This window comes from Stenotrophomonas sp. 22692, from assembly GCF_052045015.1.
Classification (GTDB): domain Bacteria; phylum Pseudomonadota; class Gammaproteobacteria; order Xanthomonadales; family Xanthomonadaceae; genus Stenotrophomonas; species Stenotrophomonas geniculata.
Window position 1 is genome coordinate 381324 of record NZ_JBQEMR010000002.1, and the last position, 16150, is coordinate 397473.

Sequence of the window (16150 nt, forward strand, 5' to 3'; positions counted from 1 at the left end):
TCCTGGCCCGGATGGTTTCAACGGGCAACTCGGTTTGCTTCGGTGTGATGCTCAAACACACGGGGCCGCAACAGCGGCCCCATGGGGTGCGGTGCGCGGCGAGCGTGAACCCGCGCGCGCACTGCCGTCTGACATCAGGCCTTGACGTGGGCCTTGATGTAGTCGATGGCGGCCTGCACGGTGCTGATCTTCTCGGCTTCTTCGTCCGGGATCTCGCACTCGAATTCTTCTTCCAGGGCCATCACCAGCTCGACGGTGTCCAGCGAGTCAGCGCCCAGGTCATCGACGAACGATGCGCTGTTGGTGACTTCTTCTTCCTTGACGCCAAGCTGTTCGACGACGATTTTCTTGACGCGTTCTTCGATGGTGCTCATGGGATCTCGCTCCAGATGGAGTTGTGGTTCAAAAGTGGTCGCCATCAAAGGCGATGGCCGTGGGATAGTGTAGTGGAAACCGGCGCGGCCTTGCATCGCAGCAAAAACCTCAGCAGATCAATCACTTGCGGCGCAATCCCTGCGCCCCTTGCTTACGGCATGTACATGCCACCGTTCACATGGAGGGTTTCGCCGGTGATGTAACCGGCAGCCGGGCTGGCCAGGAAGGCCACCGCATGGGCGATGTCTTCCGGCGAACCCAGGCGTTCGAGGGCGATGTCGTTGATCAGCGCGGTACGCGCTTCTTCCGGCAACGCCTTGGTCATGTCGGTGTCGATGAAGCCAGGTGCGACAACATTGACGGTGACACCGCGCGAACCGATTTCCTTGGCCAGCGACTTGCTGAAGCCGATGATGCCGGCCTTGGCGGCAGCGTAGTTGGCCTGGCCGGCGTTGCCGGTCACGCCCACCACCGATGCGATGTTGATGATGCGGCCCTTGCGCGCCTTCATCATGCCGCGCATGACGGCCTTGCTGGTGCGGAACACGCTGGTCAGGTTGGTGTCGATGATCGACGCCCAGTCCTCGTCCTTCATGCGCATCAGCAGGTTGTCGCGGGTGATGCCGGCGTTGTTGACCAGGATCGAGATCGGACCGAATTCCTTGGCGATGCCGTCCAGCACGCTGTCCAGCGCAGCCGCGTCGGTGACATTCAGCGCGCGGCCATGACCACCGTGGGCGGCCAGGCGCTCACCGATCGCGGCAGCGCCGGATTCGGTGGTGGCGGTGCCGATGACGGTGGCGCCTTGGGCGGCCAGCAGATCGGCGATGGCGGCACCAATGCCACGGCTGGCGCCGGTGACCAGTGCGATTTCACCCTGCAGGGGCTTGCTCATGATGTTTTCCTCAGGCTGGGGCGGCCGCCGCACCCGTGCCGCGTGCAGCGGCCACTGGTACGGTCGGCAGGAACAGGGGGATCAGGCCGACCATGCCTCGCGGGCACCTTCGAAGTCGCCCGGCGTGGCCAGCGAACGGCCGTCGATGGCCTTGTCGATGCGCTTGACCAGACCGGTCAGCACCTTGCCCGGGCCGCACTCGGCGATCTGGGTGACGCCACGGCCAGCCAGCGCCTGCACGCAGCCGGTCCACTGCACCGGCTGGTACAGCTGCTGGACCAGCGCGGTACGGATCGCGTCGATGCCGTCATGCACCTTGGCGTCGACGTTCTGCACCACCGGCAGCTGCGGCGCCTGCCAGGCCAGGCCGGCCATCACTTCGGCCAGGCGGTTGGCGGCTTCGCGCATCAGCGGGGTGTGCGAGGGCACGCTCACGGCCAGCTTGACCGCCTTGCGCACGCCCTTCTCGGCCAGCAGCGCCAGCGCGCGGTCGACCGCATCGGCGTCGCCACCAATCACGATCTGGCCCGGCGAATTGAAGTTGGCCGGCACCACCACCTGGCTGCCTGCCGCTTCAGCGCAGACGTCCAGCACCAGCTGGTCTTCGGCGCCGAGCACGGCGGCCATGGCGCCGACACCGGCCGGCGCGGCTTCCTGCATCAACTGGCCGCGCAGGCGCACCAGGTGCGCACCGTCATGCAGGCTCAGCGCGCCAGCGGCAACCAGGGCGGTGTACTCGCCCAGACTGTGACCGGCCAGCACCGACGGGCGCGGACCGCCCACGGCGTTCCAGGCGCGCCACACGCCGATGCTTGCAGCCAGCAGGGCCGGCTGGGTGTATTCGGTGCGGTTGAGCATTTCCTCCGGGCCGCCCTGGGACAGCGCCCACAGGTCGACGCCGGCACCATCGGATGCCTCGGTGAAGGCGTCACGCACCTGCGGGTGCAGTTCGGCCAGCTCGGCCACCATGCCCACAGACTGCGAGCCCTGGCCGGGGAAGACAAAAGCGAGGGTGGATAGGGTCACGCGGTCATCCGCTTGTTGCAATCGAAGCGGGCCATGATAAGGGGGAACATGCCGTGTCGTCTGTACGTGCGCGTATGCACGCGTATGGTGAATGGCTGTCGCAACACGCTGGAGATCCGGGGCCGGATGCCTCTCCATGGAAAAAAGGGATCCGGCCCCAGCCGCTGATCAGCAGAACAGCTGCAGGACGTCCAGATCGCCGTCGGCGAGGAAATCCACGCACAGCCCCACCAGCATCAGCACGCCCGCAGTACTGGCGCCATGGGTGATGAAAATGGAATGGGCCAGCGCGCGCGCTGAACGGCCCAGCTTCATGCAGACCCGGGCCAGGCTGCGCAGGCGGCCACTGACCGCATGCACGTGCTCGCGCACCGGTGCCTGGGCACCGCCCATCGCCTCGGCCATCATCGCCTGCAGGTGCTCGGGGCGGTCGGCGTAGTACTTGGCCACGCCATAGCCGAACATCAGCCAGTCGCGGGCCTGGGCTTCGGACAGGTCCATCACTTCCAGTGGATCTTCCTCGAAGTCGATGAAACCGACCTTGTCGCCATCCCAGGTGAGGTTGCGCGGCAACGGCTGGCCGAAATAGGCGCCGCGCGCATGCGCTTCGGCAATGGCCTGCATCGCCGCCATGACCAGCCGATCACGACCTGCCTCGTCGGCCTGGCGCAGGCAGGTATTGAACGAGCTGCCGTTGTCGCCGATTACCAGCGCGGCATGGCCGGTGCCCAGCACGTCGGGCACGTTCACACCCTGCGCCTGCAGTTCTGCAAGGCGACGGGCTTCGGTTTCGCGTGCGGCGTCGCCGCCACGGTGCGGCGGCGGGCGCAGGGCGTCCAGATGAAAACGACGGGCAACAAAATTGAGCAGGCCAAGGGCCAGCGCCCGGCTTCCCTTGCCGTACTGCTTCAGCCAGGCACGTTGCCCTTCGATGACGATGGGCTCAACCATGACAGGTCCTCCTTAAACGCGTTACGGCCCCAGAGGGGCCGCAACGACAAAGCTTCACGTTGTCGTAACTTGCACTATCAATAGCGCAGCAGAGCCGAACCCCACGTGAAGCCGCCGCCGAAGGCTTCCAGCAGCAGCAGCTGGCCACGTTCGACCCTGCCCGAACGCACGGCGGCGTCCAGCGCCAGCGGCACCGAGCCGGACGAGGTATTGCCGTGCTTGTCGACGGTCACCACGACCTGGTCCATCGACATGTCCAGGCGCTTGGCGGTGGCTTCGATGATGCGCAGGTTGGCCTGGTGCGGAATCAGCCAATCCAGGTCGGACTTGTCCAGGCCGTTGGCGGCCAGGGTCTCGTCCACGACCGAGTCCAGCGCCTTGACGGCGTACTTGAACACGTCGTTGCCCTTCATGTTGATGGTGCCGCCGCCATTGGCGCCGTCCTTGAAGCCGGTCGAGACACCGACCGGGTTCCACAACAGCTCCTTCTTGCTGCCATCGGCATGCAGGTGGGTACTGAGGATGCCGGTCTCTTCATCGGCCTTGAGCACGACGGCGCCGGCGCCATCGCCGAACAGCACGCAGGTGGTCCGATCGTTCCAGTCGACCATGCGGGTCAGCGTTTCGGTGCCGATCACCAGCACATGCTTGCAGTCACCGGAACGGATGAATTTGTCGGCCACGCCCAGCGCGAACACGAAGCCCGAGCAGGCTGCGTTGACGTCAAAGGCAGGGCACCCCGCAACACCGAGCTTGGCCTGGATCAGGCACGCGGTGGACGGGAAAATGAGATCAGGGGTGGTCGTGCCGACCACGATCATGTCGAGCTGCGAGGCATCGATGCCTGCGGCTTCAAGCGCGCGCAGGGCGGCGTTGTAGCCGAGGTCGCTGGTGGTTTCGCCTTCGGCCGCGATGTGCCGTTCACGAATTCCGGTGCGCGACTGGATCCACTCATCCGAGGTTTCGACCATTTTTTCCAGGTCGGCGTTGGTCAGGACTTTTTCCGGCAAATAGCTACCGGTGCCCGCGATCCTCGAGTAGATCCGCTTGCTCATCATGTTTCCTGTTGCGCGGGCCGCCGATCACCGGCACACCCGGGGAAGAAGGCAAAGGCCGCTGCCCGGAGGCAGCGGCCTTCCCGGCACATCAATCTTCTTCGACGGCCGAGGTCTTGGTCTGGATGACCTTCTTGCCGCGGTAGAAACCATCGGCAGTGATGTGGTGACGCAGGTGCACTTCGCCGGTGGTCGGGTCGGTCGACAGCTGCTTGGCGCTCAGGGCGTCATGCGAACGGCGCTGGCCGCGGCGGGACGGGGTAACACGGGATTTCTGGACAGCCATGGGATTGCTCCAAACTCGGTTCGTTTTGCTTCGTCGTTTCGTCGCACAGGACGCCAGCGCCCAGCACACTTTTCGCTTTCGCCGCAGCCGCCGACGACAACCGGCTGCTATTGTTTCTTCAATGCCGCCAACGCCGCAAACGGGTTGGCCTTCTTCGTTTCTTCTTCGCTCGGCGCCCAGTCCTTGTCGACTGCTTCACCGTCGGGCGACAGCGGTACCACCGGCACCGCCAGCACCAGTTCGTCCTCGACCAGATCCAGCGGCTTCAGCTGGCCATCTTCCGGCACCAGCAACGCCTCGTATTCCTCCGGCAGGGACGATTCCTCGTCCTCGTCGCGGATCAGGCCAAGCCTCTGGGTCACCTTCACCGGCAACAGGAATCGCTGCATGCTGCGCTGACAGGTCAGCGGCAGCGCGGTGTCGATGGTCAATTCCACATAGGATACCCGCAAGACGTCGTCGCGACCGAATTCAAGCGAGTAATTGCACTCACCGTCGGTATCTGCGACCAACCCCTGCAGGCGGGTCAATTCAGCCAGAGACACCTGACCGTCGAAGCGCCTTCGCGCTACAACCATCCGCCAGGCATCCAGCGTTTCGGGCACGTTCGCGGACATAAGCCGCTGAATACTAAGGATCCGGGCGCCGACTGTCAAATGCCCGCCATACAGGACTTGCTGCTGGCGCTGCGGACACGCCAGACTGCCATGCCCTGCCCCGGTATTCTCGCATGTCACTGGTCCTGGCCTCCACCTCCCGCTACCGCCGCGAGCTGCTGGAACGGCTGGGCCTGCCCTTCGACTGCGCACGTCCGGAGGTGGATGAGACTCCCATGAACGGGGAGGCTCCGCTGGCCCTGGCCACCCGCCTGGCCGCCGCCAAAGCGGCCGAGGTGGCGTCCCGCCACCCCGGCGCGTGGGTGATCGGTTCGGACCAGGTCGCAGACCTGAACGGCCAGCCACTGGGCAAACCGGGTACGGTCGAGGCCGCCTGTGCGCAGCTGGCAGCGATGTCGGGGCAGACCGTCCGCTTCCACACCGCCGTCTGTCTCAGCCGTGACGGAGAATCATTCACGGCCGTCGATCTGACCGAAGTCTGCTTCCGCGAACTGGAACCAGACGAAATCGCCCGCTACGTGGCCACCGAGCAACCGCTGGACTGCGCCGGCAGCTTCAAATGCGAGGGCCTGGGCATCAGCCTGTTCGACGCCATCGACAACCGCGACCCTACCGCGCTGGTCGGCCTGCCGCTGATCGCGGTATGCGGATTGCTGCGCAGGGCCGGTTTCGCGGTGCCCTGAACTGTAGAGCCGAGCCCATGCTCGGTTGCTTTTTTCGAGGCAGCCTGCATCTGAAGCAGAAGCAGAAGCAGCCGAGCATCGGCTCGGCTCTACAGGACCAGAGGACCTCAACGAACCTCGAACGGCTGCTCCTGCCACGCCTCCACACTGCCATCGCGGCCGTGCAGGCGCAGGCCCAGCCAATGCCGGCCCGGCGCCAGCGTGGCGGTATCCAGCGACGCATCAAAGCCCACCGCCGGATGCTGCGGATCGGTACTGTCCGGCCAGGTGTGGCGCACGTCGAACACACGCCCATAGCGGGCGTCACCGATCGAGCGACCATCGACCAGCACTTCGACGCGCGCCAGGCCGACACCATCCTTGAACGCCCAGCCCTTGATCGCGAGCGTGCCGGATACCTTCTCACCATTGGACGGCGCATCCAGCCACGCCATCGCCGGCGTCACGCACGGCCCTTCTGCGCGCTGCACCGGCAGCCGGAACAGCAGGAAGCGCTGGAACCCGTGATCACTGCTGACCACGCGTGGCGCAGGCATCGGCCCCACCTGATTGCAGATGGCGTGATAGCGCTCCAGCAGTTCGCGATAGCGCTGGTCGCTGGGTGACAGCACCAGCAGCATCGGCACCGTGCGCTCGCCCTCATGCAGCAGGCCCCACTGCGCCAGCTGCGCGGTGCGGCCATGCTTGTCATTGAGCGGATGCGGCAGTACCTCGATGTTGCCATTGCCCAGCTGGAAACCCAGCTCGGCGCCAACCTTGAAGTTGCCGGCCAGCACGCGCGTTCCTTCCGGCATCTGCCGCAGCTCTTCATGGACCGCAACTGCCAGTGGCTGCCAGCCGGCGAAATTGCGCGGATAGTACTTGCTGCCGGCCATCTGCTCGCGCAGTGCCGGCGTGGATGCCATCAGGTAGTAGCCGAAGGCCAGCACCATGCCCGCGCCGGCCAGCCACCAGCCGGTGCGGCGCAGCCAGCGCGGCCAGCCGTTGAGCACCACCGGCACCGCCACCAGCAATGCGAGGTAGCCCGGCAGCGGCCAGTGGAAGCTGATCCGCTCGACGTCAGTGAAGAAGCCGAGCACGAAAATGCCCAGCGTGGATACGCCGCCCACCAGGCCGAAATAGCGCCACTGCACGCGCGCACCGCCACCGCTCCGGGTTCCTGCCAGCGCCACCTTCCACATCGCCATGCACAGGATCGGCGTGACCAGCATCGGCTGGATCACCAGGAACCACAGCCCGCCCCATTCAAACGCCCAGGGATGACGCTCGATCACCTGGAATTTCAGGCCGGCATCGTGGTTGTCCGCATTCCACGCCAGCAGTGGCAGCCATGCCAGCACGCCCACCGCCAATGCCACCCACACGCGCGGATCGGCCAGCATGCGACGTCCCTGCGGCAATGCCAGCAACGCGATGAAACCGACGCCGATGACACCGATGAAACGGTAGTGGCTGAGTGCACCGATCAGCAGGCCCAGCGCCAGCTTCATCGCCGAGGAGGCATCCACGTTGTGCAGCAGGCGCGCACCGGCGTGCAGGCAGATCACTGCCGCCAACGCCATCGGCACGTCCGGTACCGCCAGCAGGCCCAGCGTCGCCGACAACGGCATCAACAGCGTGAGGCTGCCCGCCTGCCAACCGGCCACATTGCCGAACCAGCGCGTGGCCGTGCGCACCACCAGCAGCGGCAGCAGCGCACCGATGGCCAGGAACGGCAGGCGCAGCGCGAGCACGTGATGCCCGCCGATCTCCACGCCCAGGCGGGCCAGCCAGGCGGTCAGCCCGGGCAGATCCGAATAGGCCGCGGCCAGATGCTGGCCTTCCTGCCAATAGAACGCTTCGTCGACGAACAGCGGCAGGCGCGCGGCAACGATCAGCTTGGCCGCTGTGACCAGCGTCCATAACCAGAGAAATATCGTCCGTGCGCGCTGTTCGCCTTGCATTGCTCTATGGATAATCGAGTGGATTCCAGATCTGAGACGATCATGCCAGCTTCGTCCCCCAATCCCAGCATGCTAACCGATCAATTGCGTCAGGCCCTGCGGGAGGCACAGGATCAGGTGAACGCACTGGTACTGGGCAAGGTGCCGGAAGTCAGGCTGGCGTTCGTCGCATTGCTGTCCGGCGGCCACCTGCTGATCGAAGATCTGCCCGGCCTGGGCAAGACCACGCTGGCGCATGCGCTGGCCAGCAGCCTCGGCCTCAGCTTCCAGCGCGTGCAGTTCACCTCCGACCTGTTGCCGGCCGATGTGCTGGGCGTGTCGGTGTATGAAGCCGGCAGCCGCCAGTTCCAGTTCCACCCAGGCCCGGTGTTCACCCACGTACTGCTGGCCGACGAGATCAACCGTGCACCACCACGCACGCAGAGCGCGTTGCTGGAAGCGATGGCCGAACAACAGGTCACCCTGGACGGACAGACGCATCCGCTGCCCGACCCGTTCTTCGTGATCGCCACGCAGAACCCGGTGGACCTGTCCGGCACCTTCCCGCTGCCGGATTCGCAGCTGGATCGTTTCCTGCTGCGGCTGGCGATGGGCTACCCCAGTGCCCAGGCCGAACGCGAACTGCTGCGTGGCAGCGACCGCCGCGACCTGATCGCGCGCGCCGTACCGAAACTGGATGACACCCAGGTGCGCGCGCTGCGCGACGCGGTGAACCAGGTGCATGCCAGCGACGCGCTGATCGACTATGTGCAGGCCCTGCTGACCCGCAGCCGCCAGCACGCCGGCGTGCGCGTCGGCCTGTCACCACGCGCCGGCCTGGCATTGCTGCGTGCGGCCAGGGCACATGCCCTGCTGCTGGGTCGCGGGCATGTCGTGCCCGAGGACGTGCAGACGCTGTTCGTCGCAGTGGCTGGTCACCGGCTGGTGGCGGAAGCCGAATCCAGTTCGGGACCGGCACTGGCGCGCGCGATCCTGCAGACCGTCGCGGTGGATTGAGCGTGGCCACACGCTGGGCACGCATGCAGCTGCTGGCACGGCCACGCAGGCCCGAAGCCTTGCCGAAGCGGCTGGATCGCCATCGCATCTATGTGCTGCCCACCCGCTTCGGCCTGTTCTTTGCCACCCTGCTGGTGGCCATGCTGCTGGGCGCGCTGAACTACAACAACAATCCGGCGCTGCTGCTGGCCCTGCTGCTTGCCGCAGCGGCCATCGCCAGTGCCATTGCCGCGCATCTCCAGTTGTCCGGCGTGCAGATCGATGCGATCTCGGCCGAGCCGGTACCGGCCGGGCAACCGTTGCGCCTGCGCGTAGACCTCTCACTGCGTGATCCGCGTGCGCGGCACGGCCTTCATCTGCAGCTGGGTGACAGCAACGCCTGGACCTCGCTGCCTGCGCACGGCCGTGGCGAAGTGGAACTGGACGTTCCCAGCGAACGCCGTGGCTGGCTGGAACTGCCGCGTATCCGCCTGTCCACCACCCAGCCGCTGGGCCTGGTGCGGGCATGGTCGTGGGTGTGGCCGGAACAGCCGCTGCTGGTCTACCCGCTGGCCGAGGCCGTGGCGCCTGCACTGCCGGAGAGCGGCAGCGATCCGCTGCATACCCGTGCCCATGCCAGCGGCGAGGAGCTGCATCAGCTGCGCCCCTACCGGGCGGGCGATGCGCCGCGCAGCATTTCCTGGAAGCACTCGGCACGCCGCGACAGCCTGCTGGTGCGCGAGTACGAAAAGCCGGTCGGCATCGAAGTGATCCTCGACTGGCGCTCATTGGCGCCGCTGGGCCATGAAGCACGCATCGCTCGATTGGCGCGCTGGGTGGATGTGGCCGAGCGCGAGGGCCGCCGCTACACCCTGCTGCTGCCTGCGCATCCACCGTTCGGGCCCGGCCAGGGCGCCAGCCATCATCACCTGTGCCTGCGCGCGCTGGCGCTGATGCCGCATGACTGAGACCCCGGCCCTGCTCGACCGCAATGCCCGCAACTGGACCCTGGCCAGCGCGGCGCTGGCACTGTTGCCGTTGCTGCTGCAGCTGCCACCACTGCTGGCGGGCGTGATCGCGCTGGCGGCGATCATCACTGCCGCCCTGTCGTGGCGGACAGTGTTGCCGATGCCAGTACGCCTGCTGCTGGTGCTGGGCATGCTCGGCGCCATCGTCTGGCAGATGGGCGTGGTGCGCCCAGGACGCGATACCGGTTGCGCGCTGCTGGCCGCGATGCTGGCGATCAAGTCCAGCGAGCTGCGCAGCCTGCGTGATGCCCGCAGCCTGCTCGGCTTCGCGCTGTTCTCGCCCTTTGCAGCATTCCTGCTCGACCAGGGGCCGCTGACAACAGCGCTGGCCGCGCTGGCCGGGGGCAGCGCACTGATCGCACTGCAACGCCTGGCGCAGGATGAAGGCCATGCTGGCCGCCAGCCACTGCGTGGACAGCTGCGTGGTGTCGGCCGCCTGCTGGCGATCGGCCTGCCGCTGGCACTGGCCTGCTTCTGGCTCTTCCCCCGACTGGCCACGCCACTGTGGGGTATTCCCGAACGCGCCGTGGGTACACCGGGGCTGTCCGACAGCATGGAACCCGGCCAGTGGCTGGACCTGATGGCCGACGACACCCCGGCGCTGCGCGTGCAGTTCTTCGGCGCTCCGCCCGAGCCGGCGCAGCGCTACTGGCGCGGCCCTGTACTGACCGCCTTCGATGGACGGCGCTGGACACGCGACCGTGCCAGCGCGCGGCGACCTGCTGCAGTGGTTGCAGCGGGTACACGGGGCTGGGACTACCAGATCGATTACGAGCCCACCGACCGCCGCCAGCTGGTGGCGCTGGACCTGCCCAGCCGCGCACCTGCGGGCAGCGTGCTGGATGCGGACATGAGCCTGAGCAGCGAACGCCCGCTGGCCTCGCTCAGCCGCTGGCGGTTGCATTCGGCCCCGCCACTGCGCTTCGACAGCACGCTGTCGCCCTATCTGCGCCGCGCGACGTTGCAGCTGCCGGCCGGCTTCAACCCGCGCACCGCCACGCTGGCGCAGCAATGGCGGCAGGACGCTGGCAGCGACGACGAGGCCATCGTGCGCCGCGCGCTGCAGTGGATCACCACCGATTTCTCGTACACGCTGGATACCCCTGCGGCAGGGCGCGACCCGATCGACGAGTTCCTGTTCGGCTACAAGGCCGGCTTCTGTGAACACTTCAGCTCGGCCTTCGTGGTGCTGATGCGCAACGCCGGCGTCCCGGCGCGGGTGGTGACCGGTTTCGCTGGTGGCACCCGCAACCGCATCGGCGACTACTGGGTGGTGCGGCGGATGGATGCCCACGCCTGGGCCGAGGTATGGCTGCCGCAGCGCGGCTGGGTCAGGGTTGACCCGACCGCAGCCGTGGCACCGGAACGCATCCTGGACACCCTGGATGACCGCCTGCAGGCCGGCACGGACACACCACTGCAGCAGCGTTGGCTGCAGCTGGGCCAGATGGGCGACTGGCTGCGCCGCGGCTGGAACGATCTGGTGCTGTCCTTCGATGCGCGCCGCCAGCAGCAGCTGCTCAAGCCGTTCGGGCTGGACGATCTGGGCCCCGGGCAGCTGGTCGCTGCCTTCGTGGTAGCCGCACTGCTGGCGCTGGCGTGGATGGCCTGGCTGCTGGCCCGTGGCGAGCGCGAACGCGAGCCGCTGCTGCGCGCCTGGCACCGGCTCGGACGGCGCTACGCCCGCCTCGGCCTGGCCCGTGAACCGCACGAAACCGCACAGGACTGGGCACAGCGGGTACACCGGCAGCGCCCCGACCCGGCTCTGCTCGCACTCAGCCAGCGTTTCGCCGACGCGCGCTACGCTGGAACTTGCACCGACCTCGCTTCATTATTGCGGGACCTGCGCAGGCATCGCCCGACTTCCGGAGCCTCCCCATGAACACCAAGTTCCTTCTCACCGCTGTGGCCACGCTGGCCCTGTCGGCCTGCGCCACGGCCCCCAAGCCGCTGCAGGGACAGTTCAGCCTGGTCTCCCCTCGCGACTCGGTCGCTACCCAGCAGGTCGGCACGCCGGTCCGTTGGGGCGGTCGCATCATCGAAACCAAGCCCGGCCAGGGCGAGACCTGCTTCCAGATCATCTCGCGCCCGCTCAATGGCAGTGGCCGCCCGAACACCACCTCGTCCGACGCCAGCGACGGCCGCTTCATTGCCTGCCGTGCCGGCTTCTACGACCCGGCGGTGTTCGAAGCCGGTCGTGACGTGACCTTCATCGGCAAGATCGACGGCTACCAGAACACCCGCATCGGCGAGTACGACTACCGCCTGCCGAAGCTGTCGGCCGATGTGATCTACCTGTGGCCGGAACAGCGCCAGGTCGATGTGGTGCCCTACCCCTATGGCCCGTGGGGCCCGGGCCCGTATGGCCCGTACTGGGGCGGCTATGGTCGCTGGGGCTGGTGGTGATCGTCACCACACACGCATGACGGAAAAGGCCGCCCTCGGGCGGCCTTTTTCATCCACGCATGGCGCGGATACCGGGCGCTCAACGTCCCGGGGTACCGAAGTGCCCCAGCGACGCACCGGCCAGCAGGTGCATGTGGATATGAAACACGGTCTGGCCGGCATCCTCGCGGCAGTTCATCACGATGCGGTAGCCGTCCTGTGCGAAGCCTTCGCGGCGCGCGTACTCGGCGGCGGCCAGCGCCAGCTTCCCGATCAGGTGCGCCTGCGACGGCTGCAGGTCATCCAGGGTCGGAATGATCTCGTTCTTCGGAATGAACAGCACGTGCACCGGCGCCTGCGGTGCGATGTCCTTGAAGCCCAGCACCTCGTCATCCTCGTAGACGATGGTGGCCGGGATCTCGCGACGGATGATCTTGCTGAAGAGGGTTTCGTTGCTCATGGTCGGCCTCGGCGGGGATGTCTCCCGCATTGTAGGCCGCTCACGCCCGGCCATGCCGGCCGTTGCTCAATCGCGGAATTCGCTGCGCGTCCCGAACGCGTGCGACAGCGTGCCACGATCGACGTATTCCAGTTCGCCGCCCAGCGGCAGGCCCTGCGCCAGACGGCTGGGCTGCACCTTGCGTGCACGCGCCAGCTGCGCCAGGTAATGCGCGGTGGCCTCGCCCTCGACAGTGGCGCTGGTGGCGATGATCAGCTCCTGCACCTCGCCTTCGGCCAGCCGTCGCTCCAGCTGCTCCAGGCCCAGCTCGCGCGGGCCGATGCCATCAAGCGGTGATAGACGGCCCTGCAGCACGAAGTAGACACCGCGGAAGCCGGTGGCGTTTTCGATGGCCAGGCGGTCGGCCGGCGATTCGACCACACACAGCTGGCTGCGCTCGCGGCTGCTGTTGGCACAGGTCGGGCACAGCTCGGTTTCGCTGAAATCGCGGCACTGCGCGCAGTGGCCGATGCGTTCCACCGCCAGCGCCAGGGTTTCGGCCAGGCGCTGGCCACCTTCGCGCTCACGCTCGAGCAGGTGGTAGGCCATGCGCTGCGCAGTCTTCTGGCCGACGCCCGGCAGCACCCGCAACGCGTCGATCAATTGTTCAAGCAGGGGTGCGGACACGGCGACAGGCTTTCATTGCGTCGAGCAGGCTCGACGGCTACAGGGTCCGTGGCACCCGGTTACACGGGTGCCACGCTGAAAATCAGAACGGCAGCTTCATGCCCGGCGGCAGCTGCATGCCAGCGGTGGCCGACCCCATCTTCGACTTCGACTCGGCATCGATCTTGTTCGAGGCATCGTTGAAGGCGGCGGCGATCAGGTCTTCCAGCATCTCCGGGTCGCTGGCCAGCGACGGATCGATGCGCACCTTGCGGCATTCCTTGGCACCGGTCAGGGCCACGCTGACCATGCCGCCACCGGCGCTGCCGGTCACTTCGATCCTGGCGATTTCTTCCTGGGCCTTCTGCAGGTTTTCCTGCATCTTCTGGGCCTGCTGCATCAGTTGGGCGATGTTGCCGCGCATAGTGTCTTACTCGTCAAAAGAACGGATGGAATCGGAAACAACCCGGGCGCCGTGCTGTTGGATCAGCACCTGCACTTCCGGATCGTCCATGAAAACAGCCTCTGCCACCTGCTGCCGCTCACTACGCTGGCGGTCGGCACGCTGATGCAGGGTCTCGGCCGGAACGTGCTCGATTTCCACGGTCTCGACCACGATCTTCGGCGCCTGGCCAAGGGCCTTCTCCAGCATCTCGCCCAGGGCCGCCAGCGCACGCTCCGAGCGCAGGTACTCAAATCCGGGCGAAAGGCCCAATTTCAAGGTCCCGTGCTGGCAACTGATGAAGGCAGCGTTGGCCGCCAGCTGCCGCGACGGGCCGCTCAGGCCACTGTTGGCCACCAGGTCGAGCCAGTCCTCGGCCGTGGCCAGCTCGCTGACGCCTTCCTGCGGCACGGCATCACGTGCCGGGGCCGACTCTGTTGGCGCGATGGCAATGCCTTCAGTGCGGAACGGGCGCTCGGACGGCGCAGGCTCGCCGGGAGCCGCGACGGGAGCCGGCGGTTCATGCCAGGGCGCCACCATGGCGGCGTCCGGCCCAGCCATCTCGGCCGCCAGCGCCTCGTCACGCGCCTCGGCTTCGTCGGTGGCCCACGGCGGCAGGTCGTCGCCCGCTTCTGCTTCAACAGACGGAGGCGCCACGGCTTCGGTCTTCACCGGCGGCGGTGACACCGGCTCCTCCACCGGAACCGGCTCGGGCTCCGGCGTCGGCTCAGGGTCGGGTTGCGGGACCGGCTCCGGTTCGGGTTCAGGTTCGCGCGGCGCGGCCTGCGCCGGAGCAGCCACCTGCGCCACCACGGCCGGGCTGGCCGAAGCGGCGGCAGCGGCCGGCGTCGCTTCGTGGCTACCGGCACCGGTGCCACCACCGGCAGCATTGCCACCCGGCGCATTGCCTGCACCATCCACCGACTTCGGTACCGGCGGGACTGCTACGGCCGGGCGGAATGCCAGCATCCGCAGCACGGCCATTTCGAAACCTGCGCGCGGGCTCGGCGCCAACGGCAGGTCGCGCCGGCCATTCAGGGCCATCTGGTACCAGAGCTGCACCACTTCCGGGCGCAGGCGCTCGGCGAATGCGACGGCGTCCAGGCCTTCGGCAGCGGCAGCACCCGGTACCAGCTGCTGCACCTGGATGCGGTGCAGGCCTTCGGCCAGCGCTTCCAGCACGCCATTCCAGTCCGGTGAGAATTCGGCCAGCGCGGCCACCACCTGCAGCAGGCGCGGGCCATCGCCGTCAGCCAGCGCATCGAGCATCGCCGCCACCTGGGTGCGGTCGACCGTGCCCAGCATGGTGCGTACCACGTCCTCGCGCAGTGCGCCGCCGGCATAGGCGATCGCCTGGTCCAGCAGCGACAGGCCGTCGCGCAGGCTGCCGTCAGCGGCCTTGGCCAGCTGTACGATGGCACTGCCGTCGGCCTCGATCTCTTCTGCCGCCAGGATGCGCGTCATCTGGCCCTGGATCTGATCCTCGTCCAGGCGCTTGAGGTTGAACTGCAGGCAGCGGCTGAGCACGGTGACCGGCAGCTTCTGCGGGTCGGTGGTGGCCAGCAGGAACTTCACGTGCTCCGGCGGTTCTTCCAGCGTCTTCAGCAGCGCATTGAACGCCGCCTTGGACAGCATGTGCACTTCGTCGATCAGGTAGACCTTGTACTTGCCGCGCGACGGCATGTACTGCGCGTTCTCGATCACCTCGCGCACGTCATCCACGCCGGTGTTGGACGCGGCATCGATTTCCAGCAGGTCGATGTAGCGGCCGGCGTCGATGTCCAGGCAGGCCGCGCACTGGCCGCACGGGTCTGCGCTGGTGCCCTGCTCGCAGTTCAGCGACTTGGCGAAGATGCGCGCGATGGTGGTCTTGCCCACGCCGCGGGTACCGGTGAACAGGAACGCGTGGTGGACACGGCCGCTGTCCAACGCGTTGCTGAGCGCACGGACCACGTGTTCCTGGCCCACCAGCTCGGCAAAACGCTTCGGACGCCACTTGCGGGCAAGGACGAGGTAGGACATCAGGCCACCGTTTTCCATCGGATGTTCCATTGTGCCATGCCTGTCCAGCCCCCTCGCCAACAATGCGCCCGGATGCGTCCGTGATCTGGGCGCTTGTGTCCGGCCGCGCCGCCCGCTAGAATCTGCGCCCCTGCTGAGGCGTTTGCCGGTGGCAGGGATCCGGAGAGGTGTCCGAGTGGTTGAAGGAGCACGCCTGGAAAGTGTGTAAGCGTCTAAACCGCGCTTCGGGGGTTCGAATCCCCCTCTCTCCGCCAGACAAACGCAAAAGGGCCGCCCACAGGGTGGCCCTTTTGCGTTTGTCTGGCGGATGGGATGGGTGGTGAGAAGCCCCGCCGGGGTTCGACGGTTCTGCAGGAGCAGAA

General features: G+C 66.9%; 17 protein-coding genes and 1 tRNA gene. 6 read left to right on the forward strand and 12 right to left on the reverse strand.

The features are described from left to right. Positions 1-134: 134 nt before the first annotated feature. The 7 genes from acpP to ACTJJM_RS04155 form a co-directional block, all read right to left on the reverse strand. Entirely contained in the window at positions 135-374 is a 240-nt protein-coding gene (acpP, locus tag ACTJJM_RS04125; protein ID WP_005415509.1) for an acyl carrier protein, read from the reverse strand. 152 nt (positions 375-526) lie between these two features. Next, a complete protein-coding gene (fabG, locus tag ACTJJM_RS04130) occupies positions 527-1270 on the reverse strand; it encodes a 3-oxoacyl-ACP reductase FabG (protein WP_005408312.1) in 744 nt (247 codons plus the stop codon). A gap of 81 nt (positions 1271-1351) precedes the next feature. Further along, positions 1352-2296, reverse strand: coding sequence for an ACP S-malonyltransferase (fabD, locus tag ACTJJM_RS04135; protein WP_440865169.1), 945 nt, complete (start codon positions 2294-2296; stop codon positions 1352-1354). Between the two features lie 168 nt (positions 2297-2464). Continuing rightward, the gene (locus tag ACTJJM_RS04140) at positions 2465-3247 is read right to left on the reverse strand and encodes a serine/threonine protein kinase (protein WP_019659499.1); all 783 of its coding nucleotides are present in this window, start codon (positions 3245-3247) and stop codon (positions 2465-2467) included. A gap of 77 nt (positions 3248-3324) precedes the next feature. After that, positions 3325-4302, reverse strand: a complete 978-nt coding sequence (locus ACTJJM_RS04145) for a beta-ketoacyl-ACP synthase III (RefSeq protein ID WP_005415505.1) — start codon at positions 4300-4302, stop codon at positions 3325-3327. A gap of 91 nt (positions 4303-4393) precedes the next feature. After that, on the reverse strand, positions 4394-4588 hold the full coding sequence (gene rpmF, locus ACTJJM_RS04150; protein ID WP_005408308.1) for a 50S ribosomal protein L32: 195 nt from the start codon (positions 4586-4588) through the stop codon (positions 4394-4396). A 107-nt stretch (positions 4589-4695) separates the two neighbouring features. Continuing rightward, a complete protein-coding gene (locus ACTJJM_RS04155) occupies positions 4696-5205 on the reverse strand; it encodes a YceD family protein (RefSeq protein ID WP_010483828.1) in 510 nt (169 codons plus the stop codon). 113 nt (positions 5206-5318) lie between these two features. On the opposite strand from ACTJJM_RS04155, the gene ACTJJM_RS04160 reads away from it, so the two are divergent. Next, entirely contained in the window at positions 5319-5888 is a 570-nt protein-coding gene (locus ACTJJM_RS04160; protein ID WP_019338747.1) for a Maf family protein, read from the forward strand. Positions 5889-5995: 107 nt separating this feature from the next. On the opposite strand, the gene ACTJJM_RS04165 is transcribed toward ACTJJM_RS04160, so the two are convergent. After that, on the reverse strand, positions 5996-7831 hold the full coding sequence (locus ACTJJM_RS04165; RefSeq protein ID WP_019338746.1) for a glycosyltransferase family 39 protein: 1836 nt from the start codon (positions 7829-7831) through the stop codon (positions 5996-5998). 42 nt (positions 7832-7873) lie between these two features. Here ACTJJM_RS04165 and ACTJJM_RS04170 point away from each other — a divergent pair, with 42 nt between their 5' ends. From ACTJJM_RS04170 to ACTJJM_RS04185, 4 genes are read left to right on the forward strand one after another with little or no spacing between them, the layout of a single operon-like run. Then, positions 7874-8827, forward strand: coding sequence for an AAA family ATPase (locus ACTJJM_RS04170; RefSeq protein WP_043398214.1), 954 nt, complete (start codon positions 7874-7876; stop codon positions 8825-8827). A 23-nt stretch (positions 8828-8850) separates the two neighbouring features. Further along, positions 8851-9774: a DUF58 domain-containing protein gene (locus ACTJJM_RS04175; protein ID WP_440865178.1), complete on the forward strand. Its 924-nt coding sequence runs from the start codon at positions 8851-8853 to the stop codon at positions 9772-9774. After that, a complete protein-coding gene (locus ACTJJM_RS04180) occupies positions 9767-11716 on the forward strand; it encodes a transglutaminase TgpA family protein (protein WP_241873723.1) in 1950 nt (649 codons plus the stop codon). The genes ACTJJM_RS04175 and ACTJJM_RS04180 overlap by 8 nt, the downstream gene beginning before the upstream one ends. Then, a complete protein-coding gene (locus ACTJJM_RS04185; RefSeq protein ID WP_005408301.1) occupies positions 11713-12240 on the forward strand; it encodes a Slp family lipoprotein in 528 nt (175 codons plus the stop codon). Before ACTJJM_RS04180 ends, ACTJJM_RS04185 begins: the two co-directional genes overlap by 4 nt. Before the next feature lie 79 nt (positions 12241-12319). On the opposite strand, the gene ACTJJM_RS04190 is transcribed toward ACTJJM_RS04185, so the two are convergent. The 4 genes from ACTJJM_RS04190 to dnaX all read right to left on the reverse strand — a co-directional run bounded on the left by ACTJJM_RS04190 (position 12320) and on the right by dnaX (position 15788). After that, the gene (locus ACTJJM_RS04190) at positions 12320-12679 is read right to left on the reverse strand and encodes a histidine triad nucleotide-binding protein (protein ID WP_010483842.1); all 360 of its coding nucleotides are present in this window, start codon (positions 12677-12679) and stop codon (positions 12320-12322) included. 66 nt (positions 12680-12745) lie between these two features. Further along, a complete protein-coding gene (recR, locus tag ACTJJM_RS04195) occupies positions 12746-13345 on the reverse strand; it encodes a recombination mediator RecR (protein ID WP_032127775.1) in 600 nt (199 codons plus the stop codon). A gap of 82 nt (positions 13346-13427) precedes the next feature. Beyond that, positions 13428-13748, reverse strand: a complete 321-nt coding sequence (locus ACTJJM_RS04200; protein WP_440865170.1) for a YbaB/EbfC family nucleoid-associated protein — start codon at positions 13746-13748, stop codon at positions 13428-13430. 6 nt (positions 13749-13754) lie between these two features. Then, positions 13755-15788: a DNA polymerase III subunit gamma/tau gene (gene dnaX / locus ACTJJM_RS04205; RefSeq protein WP_224329057.1), complete on the reverse strand. Its 2034-nt coding sequence runs from the start codon at positions 15786-15788 to the stop codon at positions 13755-13757. A 161-nt stretch (positions 15789-15949) separates the two neighbouring features. On the opposite strand from dnaX, the gene ACTJJM_RS04210 reads away from it, so the two are divergent. Continuing rightward, positions 15950-16042, forward strand: a tRNA-Ser gene (locus tag ACTJJM_RS04210). The last annotated feature ends 108 nt before the right edge of the window (positions 16043-16150 follow it).

What these genes read in the sequence shown, in the direction of transcription:
- acpP (WP_005415509.1), bottom strand. Translation starts at nt 374, where the DNA reads ATGAGCACCATCGAAGAACGCGTCAAGAAAATCGTCGTCGAACAGCTT.
- fabG (WP_005408312.1), bottom strand. Translation starts at nt 1,270, where the DNA reads ATGAGCAAGCCCCTGCAGGGTGAAATCGCACTGGTCACCGGCGCCAGC.
- ACTJJM_RS04140 (WP_019659499.1), bottom strand. Translation starts at nt 3,247, where the DNA reads ATGGTTGAGCCCATCGTCATCGAAGGGCAACGTGCCTGGCTGAAGCAG.
- ACTJJM_RS04145 (WP_005415505.1), bottom strand. Translation starts at nt 4,302, where the DNA reads ATGAGCAAGCGGATCTACTCGAGGATCGCGGGCACCGGTAGCTATTTG.
- rpmF (WP_005408308.1), bottom strand. Translation starts at nt 4,588, where the DNA reads ATGGCTGTCCAGAAATCCCGTGTTACCCCGTCCCGCCGCGGCCAGCGC.
- ACTJJM_RS04155 (WP_010483828.1), bottom strand. Translation starts at nt 5,205, where the DNA reads ATGTCCGCGAACGTGCCCGAAACGCTGGATGCCTGGCGGATGGTTGTA.
- ACTJJM_RS04160 (WP_019338747.1), top strand. Translation starts at nt 5,319, where the DNA reads ATGTCACTGGTCCTGGCCTCCACCTCCCGCTACCGCCGCGAGCTGCTG.
- ACTJJM_RS04165 (WP_019338746.1), bottom strand. Translation starts at nt 7,831, where the DNA reads ATGCAAGGCGAACAGCGCGCACGGACGATATTTCTCTGGTTATGGACG.
- ACTJJM_RS04170 (WP_043398214.1), top strand. Translation starts at nt 7,874, where the DNA reads ATGCCAGCTTCGTCCCCCAATCCCAGCATGCTAACCGATCAATTGCGT.
- ACTJJM_RS04175 (WP_440865178.1), top strand. Translation starts at nt 8,851, where the DNA reads ATGCAGCTGCTGGCACGGCCACGCAGGCCCGAAGCCTTGCCGAAGCGG.
- ACTJJM_RS04180 (WP_241873723.1), top strand. Translation starts at nt 9,767, where the DNA reads ATGACTGAGACCCCGGCCCTGCTCGACCGCAATGCCCGCAACTGGACC.
- ACTJJM_RS04185 (WP_005408301.1), top strand. Translation starts at nt 11,713, where the DNA reads ATGAACACCAAGTTCCTTCTCACCGCTGTGGCCACGCTGGCCCTGTCG.
- ACTJJM_RS04190 (WP_010483842.1), bottom strand. Translation starts at nt 12,679, where the DNA reads ATGAGCAACGAAACCCTCTTCAGCAAGATCATCCGTCGCGAGATCCCG.
- ACTJJM_RS04200 (WP_440865170.1), bottom strand. Translation starts at nt 13,748, where the DNA reads ATGCGCGGCAACATCGCCCAACTGATGCAGCAGGCCCAGAAGATGCAG.
- dnaX (WP_224329057.1), bottom strand. Translation starts at nt 15,788, where the DNA reads ATGTCCTACCTCGTCCTTGCCCGCAAGTGGCGTCCGAAGCGTTTTGCC.